Annotated in this window: 16 protein-coding genes and 1 riboswitch; of the genes, 4 read left to right on the top strand and 12 right to left on the bottom strand. The window is 67.0% G+C overall.

Going from position 1 to position 17877, the window contains the following annotated elements:
• Window positions 1-191: 191 nt before the first annotated feature.
• Complete coding sequence (locus tag ABD866_RS12095; protein ID WP_345065297.1) at window positions 192-758, bottom strand: TMEM165/GDT1 family protein; 567 nt, start codon at window positions 756-758, stop codon at window positions 192-194.
• A 10-nt stretch (window positions 759-768) separates the two neighbouring features.
• Window positions 769-958, bottom strand: a riboswitch (yybP-ykoY riboswitch).
• A gap of 223 nt (window positions 959-1181) precedes the next feature.
• Between ABD866_RS12095 and ABD866_RS12090 the strand changes: the two genes are divergently transcribed.
• Window positions 1182-1550: an RNA-binding regulator gene (locus ABD866_RS12090; protein ID WP_345065295.1), complete on the top strand. Its 369-nt coding sequence runs from the start codon at window positions 1182-1184 to the stop codon at window positions 1548-1550.
• A gap of 276 nt (window positions 1551-1826) precedes the next feature.
• Entirely contained in the window at window positions 1827-2315 is a 489-nt protein-coding gene (locus ABD866_RS12085) for an RNA-binding regulator (protein ID WP_345065293.1), read from the top strand.
• Window positions 2316-2752: 437 nt separating this feature from the next.
• On the opposite strand, the gene ABD866_RS12080 is transcribed toward ABD866_RS12085, so the two are convergent.
• The 6 genes from ABD866_RS12080 to ABD866_RS12055 all read right to left on the bottom strand — a co-directional run bounded on the left by ABD866_RS12080 (window position 2753) and on the right by ABD866_RS12055 (window position 7131).
• The gene (locus ABD866_RS12080; protein ID WP_345065291.1) at window positions 2753-3073 is read right to left on the bottom strand and encodes a P-II family nitrogen regulator; all 321 of its coding nucleotides are present in this window, start codon (window positions 3071-3073) and stop codon (window positions 2753-2755) included.
• Window positions 3070-4011 carry a sodium-dependent bicarbonate transport family permease gene (locus ABD866_RS12075; protein WP_345065289.1) on the bottom strand — a complete coding sequence of 314 codons (942 nt, stop codon included), beginning with the start codon at window positions 4009-4011 and terminating at the stop codon, window positions 3070-3072. The genes ABD866_RS12080 and ABD866_RS12075 overlap by 4 nt, the downstream gene beginning before the upstream one ends.
• A 72-nt stretch (window positions 4012-4083) precedes the next feature.
• Window positions 4084-4869: an SDR family oxidoreductase gene (locus tag ABD866_RS12070; protein ID WP_345065286.1), complete on the bottom strand. Its 786-nt coding sequence runs from the start codon at window positions 4867-4869 to the stop codon at window positions 4084-4086.
• Between the two features lie 56 nt (window positions 4870-4925).
• A complete protein-coding gene (gene lptC / locus ABD866_RS12065; RefSeq protein ID WP_345065284.1) occupies window positions 4926-5537 on the bottom strand; it encodes an LPS export ABC transporter periplasmic protein LptC in 612 nt (203 codons plus the stop codon).
• Between the two features lie 11 nt (window positions 5538-5548).
• Window positions 5549-6130 (bottom strand): KdsC family phosphatase, encoded by a 582-nt coding sequence (locus ABD866_RS12060; protein ID WP_345065282.1) that lies wholly within the window; start codon window positions 6128-6130, stop codon window positions 5549-5551.
• Window positions 6130-7131 carry a KpsF/GutQ family sugar-phosphate isomerase gene (locus tag ABD866_RS12055; RefSeq protein WP_345065278.1) on the bottom strand — a complete coding sequence of 334 codons (1002 nt, stop codon included), beginning with the start codon at window positions 7129-7131 and terminating at the stop codon, window positions 6130-6132. Before ABD866_RS12055 ends, ABD866_RS12060 begins: the two co-directional genes overlap by 1 nt.
• 49 nt (window positions 7132-7180) lie before the next feature.
• On the opposite strand from ABD866_RS12055, the gene ABD866_RS12050 reads away from it, so the two are divergent.
• Window positions 7181-9166 carry a monovalent cation:proton antiporter family protein gene (locus tag ABD866_RS12050; protein WP_345065275.1) on the top strand — a complete coding sequence of 662 codons (1986 nt, stop codon included), beginning with the start codon at window positions 7181-7183 and terminating at the stop codon, window positions 9164-9166.
• Between the two features lie 13 nt (window positions 9167-9179).
• Here ABD866_RS12050 and ABD866_RS12045 read toward each other — a convergent pair whose 3' ends face one another.
• Entirely contained in the window at window positions 9180-12263 is a 3084-nt protein-coding gene (locus ABD866_RS12045) for an EAL domain-containing protein (protein ID WP_345065272.1), read from the bottom strand.
• Window positions 12264-12427: 164 nt separating this feature from the next.
• Between ABD866_RS12045 and ABD866_RS12040 the strand changes: the two genes are divergently transcribed.
• Window positions 12428-12982: an adenine phosphoribosyltransferase gene (locus ABD866_RS12040; protein WP_345065269.1), complete on the top strand. Its 555-nt coding sequence runs from the start codon at window positions 12428-12430 to the stop codon at window positions 12980-12982.
• 28 nt (window positions 12983-13010) lie between these two features.
• Here the strand turns inward: ABD866_RS12040 and ABD866_RS12035 are convergent, their stop codons facing one another.
• From ABD866_RS12035 to yidC, 4 genes are all read right to left on the bottom strand, one after another.
• On the bottom strand, window positions 13011-13982 hold the full coding sequence (locus tag ABD866_RS12035) for a hypothetical protein (RefSeq protein ID WP_345065266.1): 972 nt from the start codon (window positions 13980-13982) through the stop codon (window positions 13011-13013).
• A 97-nt stretch (window positions 13983-14079) separates the two neighbouring features.
• Window positions 14080-14571 (bottom strand): Crp/Fnr family transcriptional regulator, encoded by a 492-nt coding sequence (locus ABD866_RS12030; RefSeq protein ID WP_345065263.1) that lies wholly within the window; start codon window positions 14569-14571, stop codon window positions 14080-14082.
• Between the two features lie 123 nt (window positions 14572-14694).
• The gene (gene mnmE, locus ABD866_RS12025; RefSeq protein ID WP_345065260.1) at window positions 14695-16080 is read right to left on the bottom strand and encodes a tRNA uridine-5-carboxymethylaminomethyl(34) synthesis GTPase MnmE; all 1386 of its coding nucleotides are present in this window, start codon (window positions 16078-16080) and stop codon (window positions 14695-14697) included.
• A gap of 89 nt (window positions 16081-16169) precedes the next feature.
• Entirely contained in the window at window positions 16170-17876 is a 1707-nt protein-coding gene (gene yidC / locus ABD866_RS12020) for a membrane protein insertase YidC (RefSeq protein WP_345065257.1), read from the bottom strand.
• Window position 17877 lies beyond the last annotated feature (1 nt).

Here is a 17877-nt window from a genome sequence, read left to right as displayed (position 1 = left end):
CGCGGGGGCTCCGCGAGGAGCCGCTTTTTTGCCGGGGGCAAGCATCGGCAAAAAAATACCCGGCGTCGCTAAAAACGAGGCCGGGTCGGGTGTCGGTCGGGTCTTTAGCTGAACTTGTAAAGCGCCCGCAAGCGGTGGCAAATCGGCGCTGCGCGTGACTATACCAAACCGCTTGCGCTGCAGCCGCACGCCTACAGCGCTGGACCGAAGATCGCCCACAGGCCCAGCACCACAAAGATGAGGGCCGAGACCATGTGCACCGCCCGGATGGGCACGCGCCGCGTGATGCGCTCGCCCAGCCACACCACGGGGGCATTGGCCAGCATCATGCCCAGCGTGGTGCCCGCCACCACCCAGAGGTAGGCGTTGTACTGGGCGGCCAACATCACCGTGGCAATCTGCGTCTTGTCGCCCATCTCGGCCAGAAAGAACGCCAGCACCGTGGTGCCGAACACGCCCAGCCGCGGCGCAGTGCGCGTGTCGTCGTCGTCCAGCTTGTCCGGAATCAGCATCCACACGGCCATGGCGATGAAGGACACGCCCAGCACCCAGCGCAGCACCTCCGGCCCCAGCACCGTGGTGACCCAGGCACCCACCGCGCCCGCGAGCGCGTGGTTGGCCAGCGTGGCCACCAGAATGCCCAGCACGATGGGCCAGGGCTTGCGAAAGCGGGCGGCCAGCACCAGCGACAGCAGTTGGGTTTTGTCGCCCATTTCGGCCAGAGCGACCAGGGCGGTGGAGACAAGGAAAGCTTCCATGTGGGGTTCCATAGGCGGCCGGAAGGTGACAAACGCATTGACCGTGCGCGGACTCCGGCCAAGGGATCCGTACACAGCCAATGGTCTCGCCCAACCGCCAAGCCGCATGCACCATAGGCCACAGGCCCAAGTCTGTTGATGCATGCCCCGGCGCCTTGCGCGCCGGGCGGGCTACTCCCCAAAGACGGACGCGATTATAGCCCCGCACCGCACGGGCTTTTTTGCCACGCGCGGCGCGGCCGGGCGAGCCCGCCCGCGAAAAAACCGCCCGCGTCGGGCAAACGGCCCCATAATGGGGTCGCCCGGAGGGATTCTCCGGGCATTGGTGAGCGGTGATTGGTCAGTTTCGCGTCTTTGAAGTCGTCACAGGTTTGTTGATTGCGTCGGGCTCCATCGCGTTTTCTTTTTTTTCAGGAGTCCTTCATGGGCAACAAACTCTACGTGGGCAACCTGCCCTATTCCTTCCGCGATTCCGACCTCGAGCAAACCTTCAGCGCCTACGGCACCGTGGGCAGCGCCAAGGTCATGATGGAGCGCGACACCGGCCGTTCCAAGGGTTTCGGCTTCGTCGAAATGGGCAGCGATGCCGAAGCACAAGCCGCCATCCAGGGCGTGCATGGCCAGAATTTCGGCGGCCGTGACCTCGTGGTCAACGAAGCCCGTCCGATGGAACCCCGCCCCCCGCGCAGCGGCGGCTTTGGTGGTGGCTACAACGGCGGTGGCCGCAGTGGCGGCTTCGGTGGTGGCCGTGGCGACGGCGGTGGCTACGGCGGTGGCCGCAACAGCTACTGATGGGCGCTCGATCCGGCTGGCCGGATCGGCACCACGCACAAGGGAGCCTTCGGGCTCCTTTTTTGTTTCCGCCCCCTTGCGACATTGACACCACATGGTGTATTGCCGCTTGCTTTTTTTTAAAAGATGTGGCGCATAATGGTTCGGCAGGTTTTTGGCCTGTCTACAGGTTTGCGGTGTCCGTCAGTTTCGCGCGCATAGAGCGTCATTTGAGATCAGCTGGCTGCGTTTTCGGGACTCCATCGCTTTATTCATGTGTTTTTGAGGAGTCCCGTGATGGGCAACAAACTGTATGTCGGCAACCTGCCGTATTCCGTGCGTGATGGCGATCTCGAGCAGGCCTTCGGCCAGTTCGGCGCCGTGACCAGCGCCAAAGTGATGATGGAGCGTGACACGGGCCGCTCCAAGGGCTTCGGCTTCGTCGAGATGGGCAGCGATGCCGAGGCGCAGGCCGCGATCAACGGCATGAACGGTCAGTCCCTCGGTGGCCGCAGCATTGTGGTGAACGAAGCCCGCCCGATGGAACCTCGCCCGCCCCGCAGCGGCGGCTTTGGTGGTGGCGGTGGCGGCTTCGGCGGCGGTGGCCGCAGCGGTGGCTTTGGTGGCGGCCGTGAAGGCGGCTTCGGCGGCGGTCGCGGCGACGGTGGTTACGGTGGCGGCCGCAGCGAAGGCGGTTTCCGCAGCCCCTACGGCTCGGGCCCGCGCGGCGGTGGCCGCAACGGCGGCGGTGGCGGCGGCTACGGTGGTGGCAACGGCGGCTACTGATCGGCCCGCTTGCCCCACACAGGGCGCCCGCTGTGCGCCCACACAATCCAAAGCCCCTGCACAGGGGCTTTTTTCATGGGCCACCGACACCGCATCGCCCCCACGCCCTCGGCAACGCAAAACGGCCGGCTGTGGCGCGGGATACCCCGCCCCGCAAACGGCCCCCAACCGCCCCCTCACGCCGCACCGCACGCGCCGGGCCCGACAGGCATTTCAACGCACACCGCGTCCGTCAACGGGTCGCAAGCCGGCGGCAGCACAAAAAAAGGCACCGGGGATCTGCGCACACCACCTGTCGCGCCCCACAGCAGCCTCTGCCGACACGCCCGAGCCTGTACGGTGGGCAGGTCTGCACGCGCTGCCCTCAGCGCCGACCACCAGGGGCACCGCATGGGCGGCCAGGCGGCGCGCACCGCCGCCAGGGCGGCACCGCCTGCCTAGCGCGGCTGCCCGTACTTCTCGGGCCGCAGCACCGCCACGTCGGCAAAGTACAGCGTGATGCCGTAGTGGGGCGCGTAGGTGGCCATGACATGCGTGGCAATGGCGTCGGCCACCGCCTCGTCGCACACCACCTGCAGTTCGACCGTGCGGTCGGCCTCCCAATGCCCTTCGCGCACGGCGTGGATGCTGCCGCCCCGCACGTCGTGTGCGGTGTAGCCCAGCGCGCCCAGGCGCATGACGTCGGCCACCAGGCGTTTTTCGATGGCGGCCTCGGCGATCAGGACGAGCAGTTTCTTGGGATGCTTGGGCACGCTCATGACAGGGCCTGTGCGATGCGGTGGTACAGCGGAATGCCGAACACCAGGTTGAAGGGGAAGGTGATGCCCAGCGCGGCCGTGATGGACAGCGCGGCGTTGGCCTGCGGCAGGGCAATGCGCATGGCCGTGGGGGCTGCGATGTAGCTGGCGCTGGCGGCCAGCACGCCCATCAGGGTCATGCCACCTTCCGACAGGCCCAGCAGGCGGCCGGCGAGCACGCCCAGCACCGACAGGCCCACGGGCGCGCAGACGGCGAACACCAGCAGCTTGAGCCCGTAGCGGCGGAACTCGCCCAGACGGGCCCCGGCCACCAGGCCCAGCTCCAGCAGAAACAGCGCCAGCACGCCCTTGAACAGGTCCATGAACACCGGCTTGATCGGGGCCGTGCCCTGCTCGCCCATCACCGCGCCGATCAGGATGCCGCCTGCCAGCAGCAGCACCGACTTGCCAAAAAAGACGTCGTGCGCGAGTTCACCCCAGCGCACCGCCGGAGCCTGCGGATCGCGCGAGCCCAGTCGCGCCAGCAGGATGCCCGCCACCAGGCCGGGCGCTTCCATTAGGGCCACCCACAGCGCGGCGTGCGACTCGGCCGGGATGCCGCGGCGTTGCAACCAGGCGCTGGCCACAGCAAAGGTGACCACGCTGACCGAGCCGTAGTGCGCGGCCAGGGCGGCGCTGTCCACCGCGCTCAGGCCCATGCGCCGCAGAATGGGCACGAGCAGGAACGGAATCGAGAACCCCAGCGCCACGCACAGCGCAATCTGCGGCATGAGCACCGCCAGCGGCTGGCGGCTCAGTTCAATGCCGCCCTTGAGGCCGATGGCCAGCAGCAGGTAGATGGAGAGCGTTTCGTACAGCGCCTCGGGCAGCCGCAGATCGCTTTTGACCAGGCGCGCCACCACGCCCAGCAGGAAGAACAGAACAACAACGTCAAGCATGGGCCGCGATGCTGGCAGCGTTTGTGCAGTGCGGCAACCGGGAAGTCCCCACGCTGCCAGGGGGCAAACGCTTCAGCGGCCCTCGCCCTCGCGGTGCTTGCGCGGGCGGCCCGCCAGCAGCCGGTCAAACAGGGGGTTGGGCAGCAGGCGCAGCAGCTTGGCCACCACGCCCATCTGCCACGGAATCACGCGGTAGCTGGCACCAGCCGCAATGGTGCGAAAGGCCTGGTCGGCGAAGTCTGCAGCCTGCATCAGAAAGGGCATGCTGTAGCGGTTCTGGCGCGTGAGCGGCGTGTCGATGTAGCCCGGTGCGATGGTGACCACGCGCACGCCATGCGGGCGCAGCTCGCCACGCAGGCTTTCGCAGTAGCTGATCACGCCCGCCTTGCTCGCGCAGTAGGCCCCGTGGCCGGGCAGACCGCGAATGCCCGCCACGCTGGCCACGCCCACCAGCGTGCCGCTGCCGCGCGCCACCATGCCCGCGATGAACGGGTGGAAAGTGGCGGCCAGCCCCACGTTGTTGGTGGCCAGGGTGCGCACCAGCACGTCCAGATCGCCGCGCACGGCGGTGTCCATGCCCACGCTGATGCCTGCGTTGGCGATCACCAGGTCGGGCAGGCCCTGGCGCTGCAGGCAGTCCTGGCCTGCAGCCACGATGCTGTCGATGTTCGACACATCAGCGCTATAAATTTGATAGCTGCTCGTGCTTAGATTACAAGCACGAGCCCATTGTTCGACCTCAGACGTTCGCCGGGCCACCAGGGCCAGGCGGTAGCCTGCGCGGTGGTAGCGCTCGGCCAGTGCCTGGCCGATGCCGCTGGAGGCACCAGTGATGAAAACCAGGGGGGCAGCGGTCATGGGGCGGTCTCCAGGAAAAGTCGGCCAGACGCCAGGCGCAAAGGCGCGCGTCGAGGTCAGCGCGCGCGGCCTGGCTGCAGCACGCCCTGCACCCGGCCCTGCAGTTGCAGCACCTGGGCGACGTGGTCGTATTCGAGCCGGTCGGCGGTAAAACGATCCGCCCCGCGGGTGAGCACCACAGGCCGGTCGGAGGTCACGCGCTCGGCGCGTGTGAAGGCGTGCAGGAACTCCCCGCGAAACTCCAGCACCGGTTGGGGGGTCTGCCCGGGCCGCGGGGGCAGCGGCTGGCGGGTGACGACGGCATTGCCAAAGAGTTGCACCTCCGAGCCGTCGGCGTTGCTCAGGGCGCGGTCGGCGGTGGCCACGGTCACGCGGCCATCGGGGCCAATGCTGCGCATGCGCACGCGGTCGATCTCGACGGTGTTGGTGCGCGGGTAGTGGCGGGCTTCCTCGCCGCGCACTTCGCTCTGCAGCCGGCCGCTTTCGTCGAAGTGACGCACCGAGAAGCTGCGCATGGTGTAGTCGGGCTCGTCACCCGGGGCGGTGGCGGCGGCCGGCGACAGCGGCGTGGGCGCATTGCGCACCAGCCACCAGGTGCCCAGCGCGAGCAGGCCCATGAGCAGCACCGGCAGGTACAGCGAGAGCCGGTCCCAGGTCTGGCGCCACATGGCCGAGCCCCTCATGCGCCGTGGGCGGCCAGCAGGCGCGCGTACTGGCCCGAGGCCACCAGCAGCAGGTCGCACCACTCGCGCGCCGCGCCCTGGCCACCCGCACGCTGGGTGACGTAGTGCGCGCAGGCCAGCACCTCGGCCTGGGCGTTGGCCGGGGCGCAGGCGATGGCACAGCGGCGCATCACGGGCAGGTCGGGCCAGTCGTCGCCCATGGCGGCCGCCTGCTCCCAGCCCAGGCCCAGCGTGGCCAGCATCTGCTCGGCCGCCGGGCGCTTGTCTTCGGTGCCGAACACCGCGTGTTCGATGCCCAGCGCCTTGAGGCGCAGGCGCAGCGCAGGCGAGTCGCGGCCCGTGATGACCGCGGGCACGATGCCCGCCTGCTGCAACAGCTTCAGGCCATGGCCGTCGAGTGTGTGAAAGCGCTTGAGCGTCTCGCCCGACTCGCTGAAATACAGGCCGCCGTCGGTGAGCACCCCGTCCACGTCGAAAAACGCCACGCGCACGGACTGGGCGCGCAGCAGCAGCTCGGGAGCGTGCTGGAGCACGGGCTGCAGGGGCGGCAGCGCGGGGGCGGGGGTGGATGCAGCCATCAGATCACCTTGGCGCGCATCAGGTCGCCAATGTGTACCACGCCAATGAGCCGCTCGTCGGCATCGACCACGAGCACGCTGGTGATGCCATGGGCTTCCATCATGTCGGCCGCGTCGGCGGCCAGCGCGTCGGCCGCGATGCGGCGCGGGCGGGGGTGCATGATCTCGGCGGCCGTCATCGCGCGCAGGTCGGTGCCGGCCTCGATGCAGCGGCGCAGGTCGCCGTCGGTGAAGATACCGACCGGGCGGCCGTTGTCGTCCACCACGGCGGCAGCGCCCAGGCCCTTGGCGCTCATCTCGCGCATCAGGTCGCTGAAGCCCGTGTGCGGCGCCACGCGCGGCACCTGATCGCCGCGGCGCATCACATCGGCCACATGGGTGAGCAGCTTGCGGCCCAGCGATCCGCCGGGGTGCGAGCGCGCGAAATCCTCCGGGCGGAAGCCGCGCGCGTCCAGCAAAGCCACGGCCAGGGCGTCGCCCATGGCCAGTTGCGCCGTGGTGCTGGCCGTGGGGGCAAGCTGCAGCGGGCAGGCCTCGCGCTCCACGCCGGTGTCGAGCACGATGTCGGCATGCCGCGCGAGCGTGGACTGCGGCCTCCCGGTCATGGCCACCAGCGTCGCGCCCAGGCGCTTGATCACGGGCAAGAGCGTGGTCACCTCATCGACTTCGCCGCTGTTGGACAGCGCAAGCACCAGATCCACCGACTTGATCATGCCCAGGTCGCCATGGCTGGCTTCGGCCGGGTGCACAAACATGGCCGGCGTGCCGGTAGAGGCCAGCGTGGCCGCGATCTTGCGGCCGATGTGGCCGCTCTTGCCCATGCCCATGACAACCACACGCCCACGCACGGCCAGCATGGCCGATACGGCGCGGGCAAAGGCGTCGCCCGTGCGGGCCTTGAGCCCCAGCACCGCGGCCGCCTCGATGTCGAAGGTTTCGTGGGCCAAGCGCAGGGCGCGGGCAGCGTCCAGGGTCGGGGGCGCGTCGGGGGCAGCGGTCATGCAGCCGATTCTATCGACCGGGTGCGGGGCGCTCGGATAGCATCGGAGCATGTCCTCACTCGCGCTCACGCTGCTCTACCTGCTGGCCGCGGTGCTGGGCGTGGTGGTGTGCCGCAGCCTGAAGCTGCCGCCCATGCTGGGCTACCTGGCAGCGGGCATCCTGATCGGCCCACACGCGCTGGCGCTGGCGCAGAACTCCGAGGCGGTGCGCCACCTGGGCGAGTTCGGTGTGGTGTTCCTGATGTTCGCAATCGGGCTGGAGTTCAGCCTGCCCAAGCTGCGCGCCATGCGCCGCCAGGTGTTCGGCCTGGGCCTGCTGCAAGTGCTGCTGACCATGGCGGTGCTCACCGCAGGCGGCCTGGCGCTGGCACACACCCTGGGCGGCGTGTGGACCATGGGCTGGCAAAGTGCGCTGGCGCTGTCGGGCGTGCTGGCCATGAGCAGCACGGCCATCGTGGTCAAGCTGATGGCCGAACGCGCCGAACTGGAAAGCGAACACGGCCGTCGTGTGATGGGCGTGCTGCTCTTTCAGGATCTCGCGGTGGTGCCCTTGCTGGTGCTGATCCCGGCGCTGGGCAGTTCGCCCGACGACCTGCTGGCGGCGCTCGGCCTGGCACTGCTCAAAGCGACGGTGCTGGTTGCGCTGCTGCTCACCGGCGGGCAGCGGCTGATGCGGTGGTGGCTCACGCTGGTGGCGCGGCGCAAGAGCGACGAGCTGTTCATGCTCAACCTGCTGCTCATCACGCTCGGGCTGGCCTGGCTGACCGAACTGGCCGGGCTGAGCCTGGCGCTGGGCGCTTTCATTGCGGGCGTGCTGGTGTCCGAAACCGAATACCGCCACCAGGTGGGCACCGACATCCGGCCGTTTCACGACGTGCTGCTGGGCCTGTTCTTCATCACCATCGGCATGATGCTGGACTGGCACATCCTGATCGACCGCTGGGGCATGGTGCTCGGCCTGCTGCTGGTGCTGATGGGCCTGAAACTGCTGCTGATCCTGCTGCTGGCGCGGGCCATGGGCGCCACCACCGGCGTGGCGCTGCGCACCGGGCTGTACCTGGCGCAGGCTGGCGAGTTTGGCTTTGTGCTGCTGTCGCTGACCCAGCAGCGCGGACTGGTGGAGCCCGCGCTGATGAACCCCATCCTCGCGGCCATGGTGTTGTCGATGCTGGCCACGCCTTTTGTGGTGATGCACAGCAACAGCATTGTGATGAAGCTGGTCTCCAGCGACTGGTTGCAGCAATCGCTGCAAATGACGAGCATCGCGCGCAAATCCATCAACAGCAGCGGCCACGTGATCATCTGCGGCTACGGCCGCTGCGGCCAGAACCTGGCGCGCATGCTCGAGCGCGAGCAGATTCCCTACATGGCCCTGGACCTGGACCCGGACCGGGTGCGCCAGGCGGCAGCGGCCGGCGATTCGGTGGTGTACGGCGACGCCACGCGGCTGCAGGCCCTGATGGCCGCAGGCCTGGTGCGCGCGCGCGCCGTGGCCGTGACCTACATCGACGTCCCGGCGGCGCTCAAGGTGCTGGCGAACACCCGCGCCCACGCGCCGCAGGTGCCCGTGATCGTGCGCACCCAGGACGATCTGCACCTGGACAAGCTGCAGTCCGCTGGGGCCACCGAGGTGGTGCCCGAGGCCATCGAAGGCTCGTTGATGCTGGCCAGCCACGCACTAGCGCTGGTGGGAGTGCCCATGCGCCGCGTGCTGCGCCTGGTGCAGGACCAGCGCGACGCGCGCTACAACCTGCTGCGGGGCTACTTCCACGGGGCCGACGATGACACAGTGGCCGAGCGCGATCAGGAACGGCTGGCGACGGTCAGCCTGCCTCCGGGCGCCTATGGTCTGGGCCAGCCGCTGGGCTCGCTGGCACTGAGCACCATGGGCGTGCAGGTGGTGAACCTGCGGCGCAGCAACGGCCGCATGTGGGCGGCACAGGACGATACGGTGCTGTCCGCGGGCGATACGCTGGTGCTCTCCGGGCATCCGGCGGCACTGGCACTGGCCGAGGACAAACTGCTGCGCGGCTGATTCGATGGGGGGCTCAGGAGGCGGGCTGCACCCAGTCTGATATCGGGGCCGGCCGGCCGAACAAGTATCCCTGGAACTGCCGACACCCATTGCGCAACAGAAAGTCGCGCTGGCCGTCGGTCTCCACCCCTTCGGCCACCACCTCAAGGCCCAAGCTCTGGGCCAGGGCCACGATGGTGCAGGCAATCGCGGCGTCGTTCGGATCGGTCAGCACATCGCGCACAAACCCCTGGTCGATCTTGAGCTGATCGAGCGGCAGACGCTTGAGGTAACTGAGGCTGGAATATCCGGTACCAAAGTCGTCGAGGGAAAAACCGACACCCCGCTCGCGCAGTGTCTGCATCTTGGTGATGCTTTCTTCCACATCGTGGAGCAGCAGGCTCTCGGTGAGTTCAAGCGTGAGCCGCCGGGCATCTGCGCCCGTGTGCTCCAACACCTGCAGCACCCCCCCCACGAAATCCAGGTGCCGGAACTCCTGGGCGCTCACGTTCACCGCCAAACGCCAGTGTCTGCGCATTGGATCGGCCGCCCATTGCGCCAGTTGCGCGCACGCCAGGCCCAGAACCCGCTGCCCCAGCGGCACGATCAGGCCCGTTTGCTCGGCCACGGGGATGAAGTCGCCCGGAGACACCAGCCCGCGTTGCGGATGCGACCACCGCACAAGCGCCTCTGCGCCCTGCACCTGGCCGCGCGCATCGACCACCGGCTGGTAATGCAGCAAGAATTCACCACGTTGCAGGCCCTGGCGGATGTCGGCCTCAAGTGCTGAGCGCGCGCTGGCAGCCGCCTGCATGGCCGGGTCGTAGAAGCACAGCGTATTGCGCCCCTGGGCTTTGGCCTGGTACATGGCAAGGTCCGCGCGCTTGAGCAGCTCTAGCACGGGATGCTGCCGGTCTGAAAACAATGCCAGCCCGATGCTGGCCGTGCTGTGCGTCTCGGCCCCGCCCAGCAAATAGGGGCGGTTGAGCTCGGCCAGAACCTTGAGGGCCACGCCTTCGGCCTCGCTGGCCGCTTGTTCCGTCTGTGCATGCAAGTGGGCCAGCACCACGACGAATTCGTCCCCCCCGAGGCGGGCCACGGTGTCGCTCGCGCGCACACACTGCCCCAGGCGCTGGGACGCCTGCACCAGCAGGCTGTCGCCCCATTCGTGGCCCAAGGTGTCGTTCACATGCTTGAAGTTGTCGAGGTCCAGGAACAGCAATGCCGCATGGCGGCGCTCGCGTTCACACCGCACGCCGACGCGCTCGATACGGTCAAGCAACAAGCGCCGGTTGGGAAGCCCGGTCAGTTCGTCGTAGAACGCCAGACGCTGGATTTCCGCCTCGGCACGTTTGCGCTCCGTGATGTCACGTGCCACACCGCGGTAGCCCCGGAACCCGCCTTCATCGTCAAAAATCGGCTCGCCACTGACAGACAGCCATACTGGGCGGCCCTCTGCGTCCACCCGGCACATTTCGAAGTCGTGAAAGGTCTCGCGCGCTTCCAGCTGGGCCCGGTGGGCACGCCAGTGGCTCTCGTCCTGCTGCGCCTCGGGAAATTCCCAGCGGCGCCGGCCCAGCAAGGCGGCTTCGTTGAGCCAGGACTGCCGTTCGTTGGAAGGTGCATCCACGCGCACGAAGCGCAGGTCGGCATCCTGCTCCCAATACCAGTCCGACGAGAGCTTGGTCATGCTGCGCCAGCGCTCCTCGCTTTCCCGGAGCGCATCCAGCGCCCCCAGATAGTCCGTGACGTCGGTGAACGTGCGCACCCGGGTGCCGTTGGGCAGAAAGCGCGTGCGCACTTCGATATAGCGCCCGGTATGGGTCCGGCGGACATATTGGTCCGGCACCTCGGCCTGCCCCCCCTTGATGGCATAGCTCTGGGCCACCAACCGGCGCGTCCGGGGATCGAACAGGGCGAATCCATCGCCAAAGTCACCGCGCTCCGCCTGGAACCGAACGACCTCCTCCGCAAGAGGCTGCCCGGCCAACAGGGACTCGGGCAGATCGAGCAGTTCGAGATAGCGCTGGTTGTAGACGAGGATGCGCCCTTGCGCATCGACGTTGCTGATCCCCTGGGACACGCTGGCCAGCGTCACCTCGAGGGCCTGGGTTTTCTCTGCCAGCAATTCACTCGTCTGAGCGAGCTGCGCTTCGATCGATTCGCGCACCTGTGCAGCACGGCGGGCCAGTTCGAGTTGCGCGACGGCGTTCAGCAGCGGAGCAAGAAACGCGATCTCGGAAGAGGGGTAGCCTCCGGGTCGATCGGCCAGCCCTACGAACGCCACGATTTCCCCCGCCGCGAGAATGGGCAGCCCAAGAAAGTTGGACAGTGGGCCCCGCCGCTCCGCAAGCCCTGCACTGCACAGGCGACCCGGGGCATGGTTGAGGATCTGCGGCTGCCCACCCATCAGCGTCTGGCCGATCAAGGTGTCCGGATCGTCGCACGCCATCCCTCCCAGATCGGACGGGCGATGGACGGAATCCGCTTCAGTGCCAGCGCCCACCATAGGCCTGCGATCAAGCCAGGCATGCAGCTCCAGCCGCATGGGCCCGTCTGCAGCGCGGTGGACGGGCCCGATGAGTCCGAACTGGCTGCCGGTCAGATCCATCAGCTCCTGGAGCAAAGCGTCGAAGGCTGCCGCAGGGGTCGCATGGGCAATGAACAGCGATTGCGCCCGGGTGATGGCCTGCAACAGGCGATGCTGGCGTGCGAGAGCGTTCTCGGCCGCAAGCCTGGCCCGCGAGTTCTCTGCTCGCTCCAGTACGGCCTCAATCTGCGCGGGCAGCGTCAGTAGGTGGTCACCATGCGGATGCCGGACCACGAAATCCGCAAAACCATGGCGCATGGCCAGCGCTGCGTCGGCTTCGGCCCCCTGCGGCACAGCGATCAGGGCTGGCACGCCTCGCAGCGGTGTCAGCACATCGTAGGCGGTGCCGTCCGTCAGCCGCTGCGCTGCCAGCACGGCGTCGACCCGGTGCTGCTCCAGGACCTCCAGCGCTTGGGACACCGTGGAGGTGGACAGTACCTTCCATCCTAGCCAAGCGTCGCTCAGCGCCTGCACCACGGCCTGGGCATGGTCAGGATCGCTTTCCACCAGCAAGACTGAAATGGACATGGTCGTCGTGAGGCCGCCCGGAACAGGAGCGGGAAGGGCTGCGGCAGAGCGCTTCCATCGTGCTTCCATTATGGGGGCCAAGGCCGCCGCTGACAGCACTGGTGTGCACGCGTATGTCGGTGGATACACTCGGGCCCCTCTCCGTCCCGCAACTCCTCCTCGCTATGCAAGCTCTGAGCGTCAACGACTACCTGCGCCAACACATCCGGACTGTTCCAGACTGGCCGTCTGCGGGTGTTCAATTCCGCGACATCACTCCCCTGCTTCAAGACCCCAAGGTGTTCCGGGTGCTGATCGACGCCTTCGTACACCGCTACATGGACCGCGGGATGCGCCCGGATGTGGTGGCTGGGCTGGACGCACGGGGCTTCATCCTGGGTGCGGTCGTGGCCTACGAGCTGAATGTGGGCTTCGTGCCCATCCGCAAAAAGGGCAAGCTGCCGTTCACCACCGTCGAGGAAACCTACGAGCTGGAATATGGCAGCGCCACGGTCGAGCTGCACACCGATGCAGTACGGGCGGGTGATCGTGTGCTGCTGATCGACGACCTGATCGCCACCGGCGGCACCATGATGGCTGGCAAGAAGCTGCTCGAAAAACTCGGCGCCACGGTGTTCGAGGGAGCGGCCATCGTGGATCTGCCAGAACTGGGTGGCTCGGCACGGCTGCGGGCGGGTGGCTTGCCGCTGTACACGCTGGTGGACTTCGCGGGCCACTAAGGGCCGCCCATACCCCCCCGCCGGCAGGTCAGCGCAGTTCGCCGTACTGGGTCGAGCTCAGGTCTGGCCCCCGGTGCTCGGATTCAGGCATTTCCGTGTCCTCGAAGCCGGTGGACTCGGGCAGAGGCAACAACGGCCCGCTGCGCACAGCCACGCCTGGCTGCGCCGCGGCGGCGCTGCCGGCAGCAGAACGTCCGGCCGCCTGTGCACCTTGGCCCGCCAGGGCGCGCTTGAAGGCCGCCACCTCGTCCGCCTCGATCGGTTCGAAGGGTGTGCTGGTCCTGGGAGGCAGCAATGGCGCGCGCTTGGACTCCGGGGCAGCGGGTGCAACCGTACGGGGCTGGGCCGGAGGGACAGACGCAGCGGACACGGGTGCGGGTGCACCAAGGTTCGCAGAGTGCCCCGATGGAGCGCCCGTGGCAACCGCAGACCCCAGAGGAGCGGGCGAGGAAGCGGGAGTACTGCGTTCCGGTCGCTGAGGACGTACGAATCCGGTAGCGGGTCGCGCGGCTGCAGGCTCTGCGGGAGCGGCCGCCCCCAAGGGTTTGGCCGGGGCGCTGACAGCCACTTGCTCATGGATGCGCCAATACACCGCCGTCACCAGGATGTCATGTCGGGCCTTGGCCGTTTGCGCGATCAGGACCTCCATCTCGCTGAGACGGTTTGTGTCACCGCCATATTCACGGGCCAGATCTATCATCACGAGGAACTGACGACCTCGCTGGTCGAGCGACAGCACCTTGAACTTATAGCCCGCCGTCAGCACACTGGCACGCACCATCGCGTCGCGTACGACGGCATACAACATTTCCCGTCGCTCCATGCGCTCGTTGCGCGGACCGGCAGCGGGCTCAGCGGAACGAGCGGACGGTGATGGTGGGAGTCGGCCCGGGTTGAGGGGTACCGTCGCGTCGGCCTGCAACAGGCCCTGTGCGGGCTGATGCCCCCCTGGGGACTGGGTGGGTTGCGACTTGCGGCGGAACCAGCTGAACAGAGACATAGCGGGCTTTCAGGAGAAGGCGCGAGGGGTGAAAGTGTAAAGCGGCACCGTGGGCCACCTGCTGGGGTTGCCCGGTGTGGATCTGTACAGCGCACGCTCAGGTGGCTGCAACGCGACGCCGACGGTTGCCCAGGCGTTTGGCCAGCACCGCACCGGCCGCCATGGCCACGCCTAGGGCGATCGCGGGCTGGCGATTGGACAGCTCGGCAAAGCGAAGTGCCGTCAGGCTCCAGAGTCTGCAGACTCCTGCGGCCTGTACCGTCGCGCTGCGAGGGCGATGCGAGAAGAAAGCGCCCTCGCCCACCACAGAACCGGGGCCTACGATGGCCAAGCGAAGGCGCTCTTTGTCGTCCTGGTAGTGGACGCTCAAAGTGCCGCTTTCTACGAGATAAAGGGTCCGGTCGGTCGCCCCCTGATTGAACAGGATCTGGCTGGCAGCCAGCGTACAGGGCTGCAGGTAAGGGGTCAGGATCTCCCACTGTGCAGGCGTCAGCGGGTTGGTCATGCTGTCTTCCGCGCTCGCCTGCGCAATGGCATCCAGCAGACCCTGGAGTTCATGCTTGTGGAGGCCGGGTGAAATCGCGTTCATGGTGGCCCGAAGCTACTCTGCTGCGCAGTCCTGCACAAGCGCCGCTTACGCGCGTTTACAACTTGAGGGGGTCAGCGGGCGGCTCAGACCGACCGACGGCCCCCCCGGCGTCGCCTACCCGCATCATTTGCCGATGCAAAAGCTGGAGAAGATCACGCCCAGCAGGTCGTCTGCACTGAACTCGCCGGTGATGGTATTGAGCGCCTGCTGGGCCTGCCGCAGCTCCTCGGCCAGAAGATCCAGCGCTGGCTGGCGCGCTTGCAGGCACGCCGCGCTCTGCGTCAGATGGGCCTGCACCTCCTGCAGGGCGCGCACATGGCGCTCCCGGGCAATAAACAGCCCCTCGGGCACAGCCTGCCAGCCGGCCAGCTGCAGCAGGCGCTTGCGTAAGGCCTCCAGTCCCTGGCCCGTTCGAGCAGACAGCCATACGTCCTCGCTCGCGCCCGCGTGGTTAGCACTCGGGATGCAATCGGTCTTGTTCCAGACCTGCAGCACCGGCACATCCGGCCCCAGATGGCGTTGCAGCTGGTCCGCAATCGCGGCATCCGCAGCTTGGTACAGCGGGTCTTCCCTGCGGGACAGGTCGTGCAGAAATAACACGGCATCGGCCTGGCGTATCTCGCTCCAGGCGCGCTCAATGCCTATGCGTTCGACCTCATCCGTCGCGTCCCGCAGGCCAGCAGTGTCGATGACGTGCAGTGGCACACCTTCGATCTGGATGGTCTGTTGCACAGTGTCGCGGGTGGTGCCCGCAATGGGCGTGACGATGGCCAGCTCTGCGCCGGCCAGTGCGTTGAGCAGCGAGCTCTTGCCTGCGTTCGGCTGCCCGGCGATCACCACCTTGATGCCTTCGCGCAAGAGCGCACCCTGTCGTGCGCGTTGCTGAAGTTGCCCCAATGTCTGCTGCAGCCGCTCCAGCTGGCCCTGCGCATCGGCCTGCTGCAGGAAGTCGATGTCTTCCTCCGGGAAGTCGAGCGTGGCTTCCACCAGCATGCGCAGGTGCACCAGGGCTTCTCGCAGCCGCTCCACTTCGCGCGAAAAGTCCCCCGAGAGCGATCGGCTCGCGCTGCGTGCTGCGGCTTCGGTGCTGGCGTCGATCAGATCGGCAATGGCCTCGGCCTGCGCCAGATCGATTTTGTCGTTGAGAAACGCCCGCTGCGTGAACTCGCCCGGCTGGGCCACGCGCAGGCCCAGCGCAGCCCCCGCCTCTAGGCAGCGCGCCAGCAGCAACTGCAGCACCACCGGACCGCCATGGGCCTGCAGTTCGAGCACATCCTCGCCGGTGTACGAGTGAGGGGCTGGAAAGTGCAATGCCAGCCCATGGTCGATGGGGCTTCCATCGGCCGCTCGAAAGGGCAGGTACGTGGCCTCCCGGGGGCGCAGGGCGCGCCCACAGACGGCGTCGATCACCGGCTGAACATTGCGGCCAGACACGCGCACGATGCCGACAGCACCCCGTCCCGGGGCGGTGGCAATCGCGGCAATCGGTTCGTCAAAGCGGGCAAGCATGGGGCGATTGTCCTCCGGGCACAGGGCGATGGGCCATCAAGCAAAAGGGCCGCAGATGCGGCCCTTTTGCGAGGGGTGATCCCACCAGCCTATTTGAACTTCGGCAGGTTGAACTGGGGCGGCACACCCATGCGGGTGTTGATGATCCACTGCTGCGCGATCGACAGGATGTTGTTCGTCAGCCAGTACAGCACCAAGCCCGCCGGGAAGAAGAAGAACATCACGCTGAAGATCAGCGGCATGAACCACATCATCTTGGCCTGCAGCGGATCCGGCGGCGCGGGGTTCAGCGCCGTCTGCAGCAGCGTGCTCAGGGTCATAAGCAACGGCAGGATGAAGAAGGGGTCGGGCGTGGACAGGTCGTGGATCCAGCCGATCCACGGCGCGTTGCGCATTTCGACGCTGGACAGCAGCACCCAGTACAGCGCGATGAACACCGGGATCTGGATCATGATGGGGAAGCAGCCCCCCATCGGGTTGACCTTCTCCTCGCGGTAGATGCGCATCATCTCCTGCTGCATCTGCTGGGGCTTGTCCTTGAGGCGCTCGCGCATCTCCATGATCTTGGGGTTGATGGCCTTCATCTTGGCCATGCTGGCATACGCCTTGGCATTGAGCCAGTAGAAGGCGATCTTGAGCAGGAACACCAGCGCCACGATCGCCCAGCCCCAGTTGCCCAGCACCTTGTGCAGCTGGTCCAGCAGCCAGTACAGCGGCTTGGCCAGGATGGTCAGCCAACCATAGTCTTTGACCAACTCCAGACCGGGTGCGAGGTCTTGGAGGGTGGTCTCGACCTGTGGACCGGCGAACAGGCGGGCTTCGACGGTTTTGGTGGCACCTGGCTCCACGGTGCCCAAGGGAGTGATCATGCCCACCGAGTACAGGTTGTTGTCGACCTTGCGGGTGAACAGTTCACGCGTCACGCCGTCGCCCAGAAGCCATGCACTGGCAAAGTAGTGCTGCACCATCGCCACATAGCCGTTGGTCGCGTCCTTCGGAATATCGACCTTGTTCTTCTCGATGTCCGAGAACTCGATCTTTTGGTACTTCTTGGCGTCGGTGTACACGGCCGGGCCGGTGAAGGTCGAGTAGAACGAGGATTCGCCCGGCGGCTTGTTGCCATCGCGCACAAGCTGCAGGTACAGCTGCGGGGCCACAGGGTCGGTACCCGTGTTGACCACGTCGTGGCGCACTGCAATGTCGTAAGCACCACGGCGGAAGGTCCAGGTTTTGACCAGCTTGACGCCGCCTGTCGCAGCCGACTCGAAGCGCACGCTCAGCTCCTGATCGCTGTCGCCCAGGCTGCGCGGGCCAGCCACCAGGGTCATCGGGGTTTTGTGGGTGGGGAAGCTGCCGCCGATCAAGCCACTCTGGGGCATGTAGGCACGCATGGCGCTCTCGTCAAACAGCACAAAGTTGCGCTCTTTGTCGGCCATGTCGCGGTGGTTGAGCAGTTCGGCGCGTACCAGGGTGCCGCCTTCGGTGTCGAATTGCAGGCGGTACACATCGGTCGTGACTTCCACACGCTCACGCGTTGCAGCTGGGGTAGCCGGAGGCTGCCCTCCGGGCACGGCGGCAGCGCCTGCCGCAGCAGTGGGCAGTGGCGCGCTGGAAACCGGCACGCTGCTGTTCGCGCTCGCAGGTGCGGACGCAGACGCAGCTGCCGGTGCCGAAGCCGTGGAGGGCGTTGGGAAGAAAGTGGCCTGCTTGCCGTTGTGCAGCTGCCATTTGTCCCACAGCAGGACCATGGAGAAGCCAAAAATCACCCACAGGATGGTGCGGCGAATGTCGTTCATG

The sequence above is a fragment of the Acidovorax lacteus genome, assembly GCF_039540375.1.
Taxonomy (GTDB): domain Bacteria; phylum Pseudomonadota; class Gammaproteobacteria; order Burkholderiales; family Burkholderiaceae_C; genus Acidovorax_G; species Acidovorax_G lacteus.
This window is presented reverse-complemented; position numbering and strand designations above follow the sequence as displayed.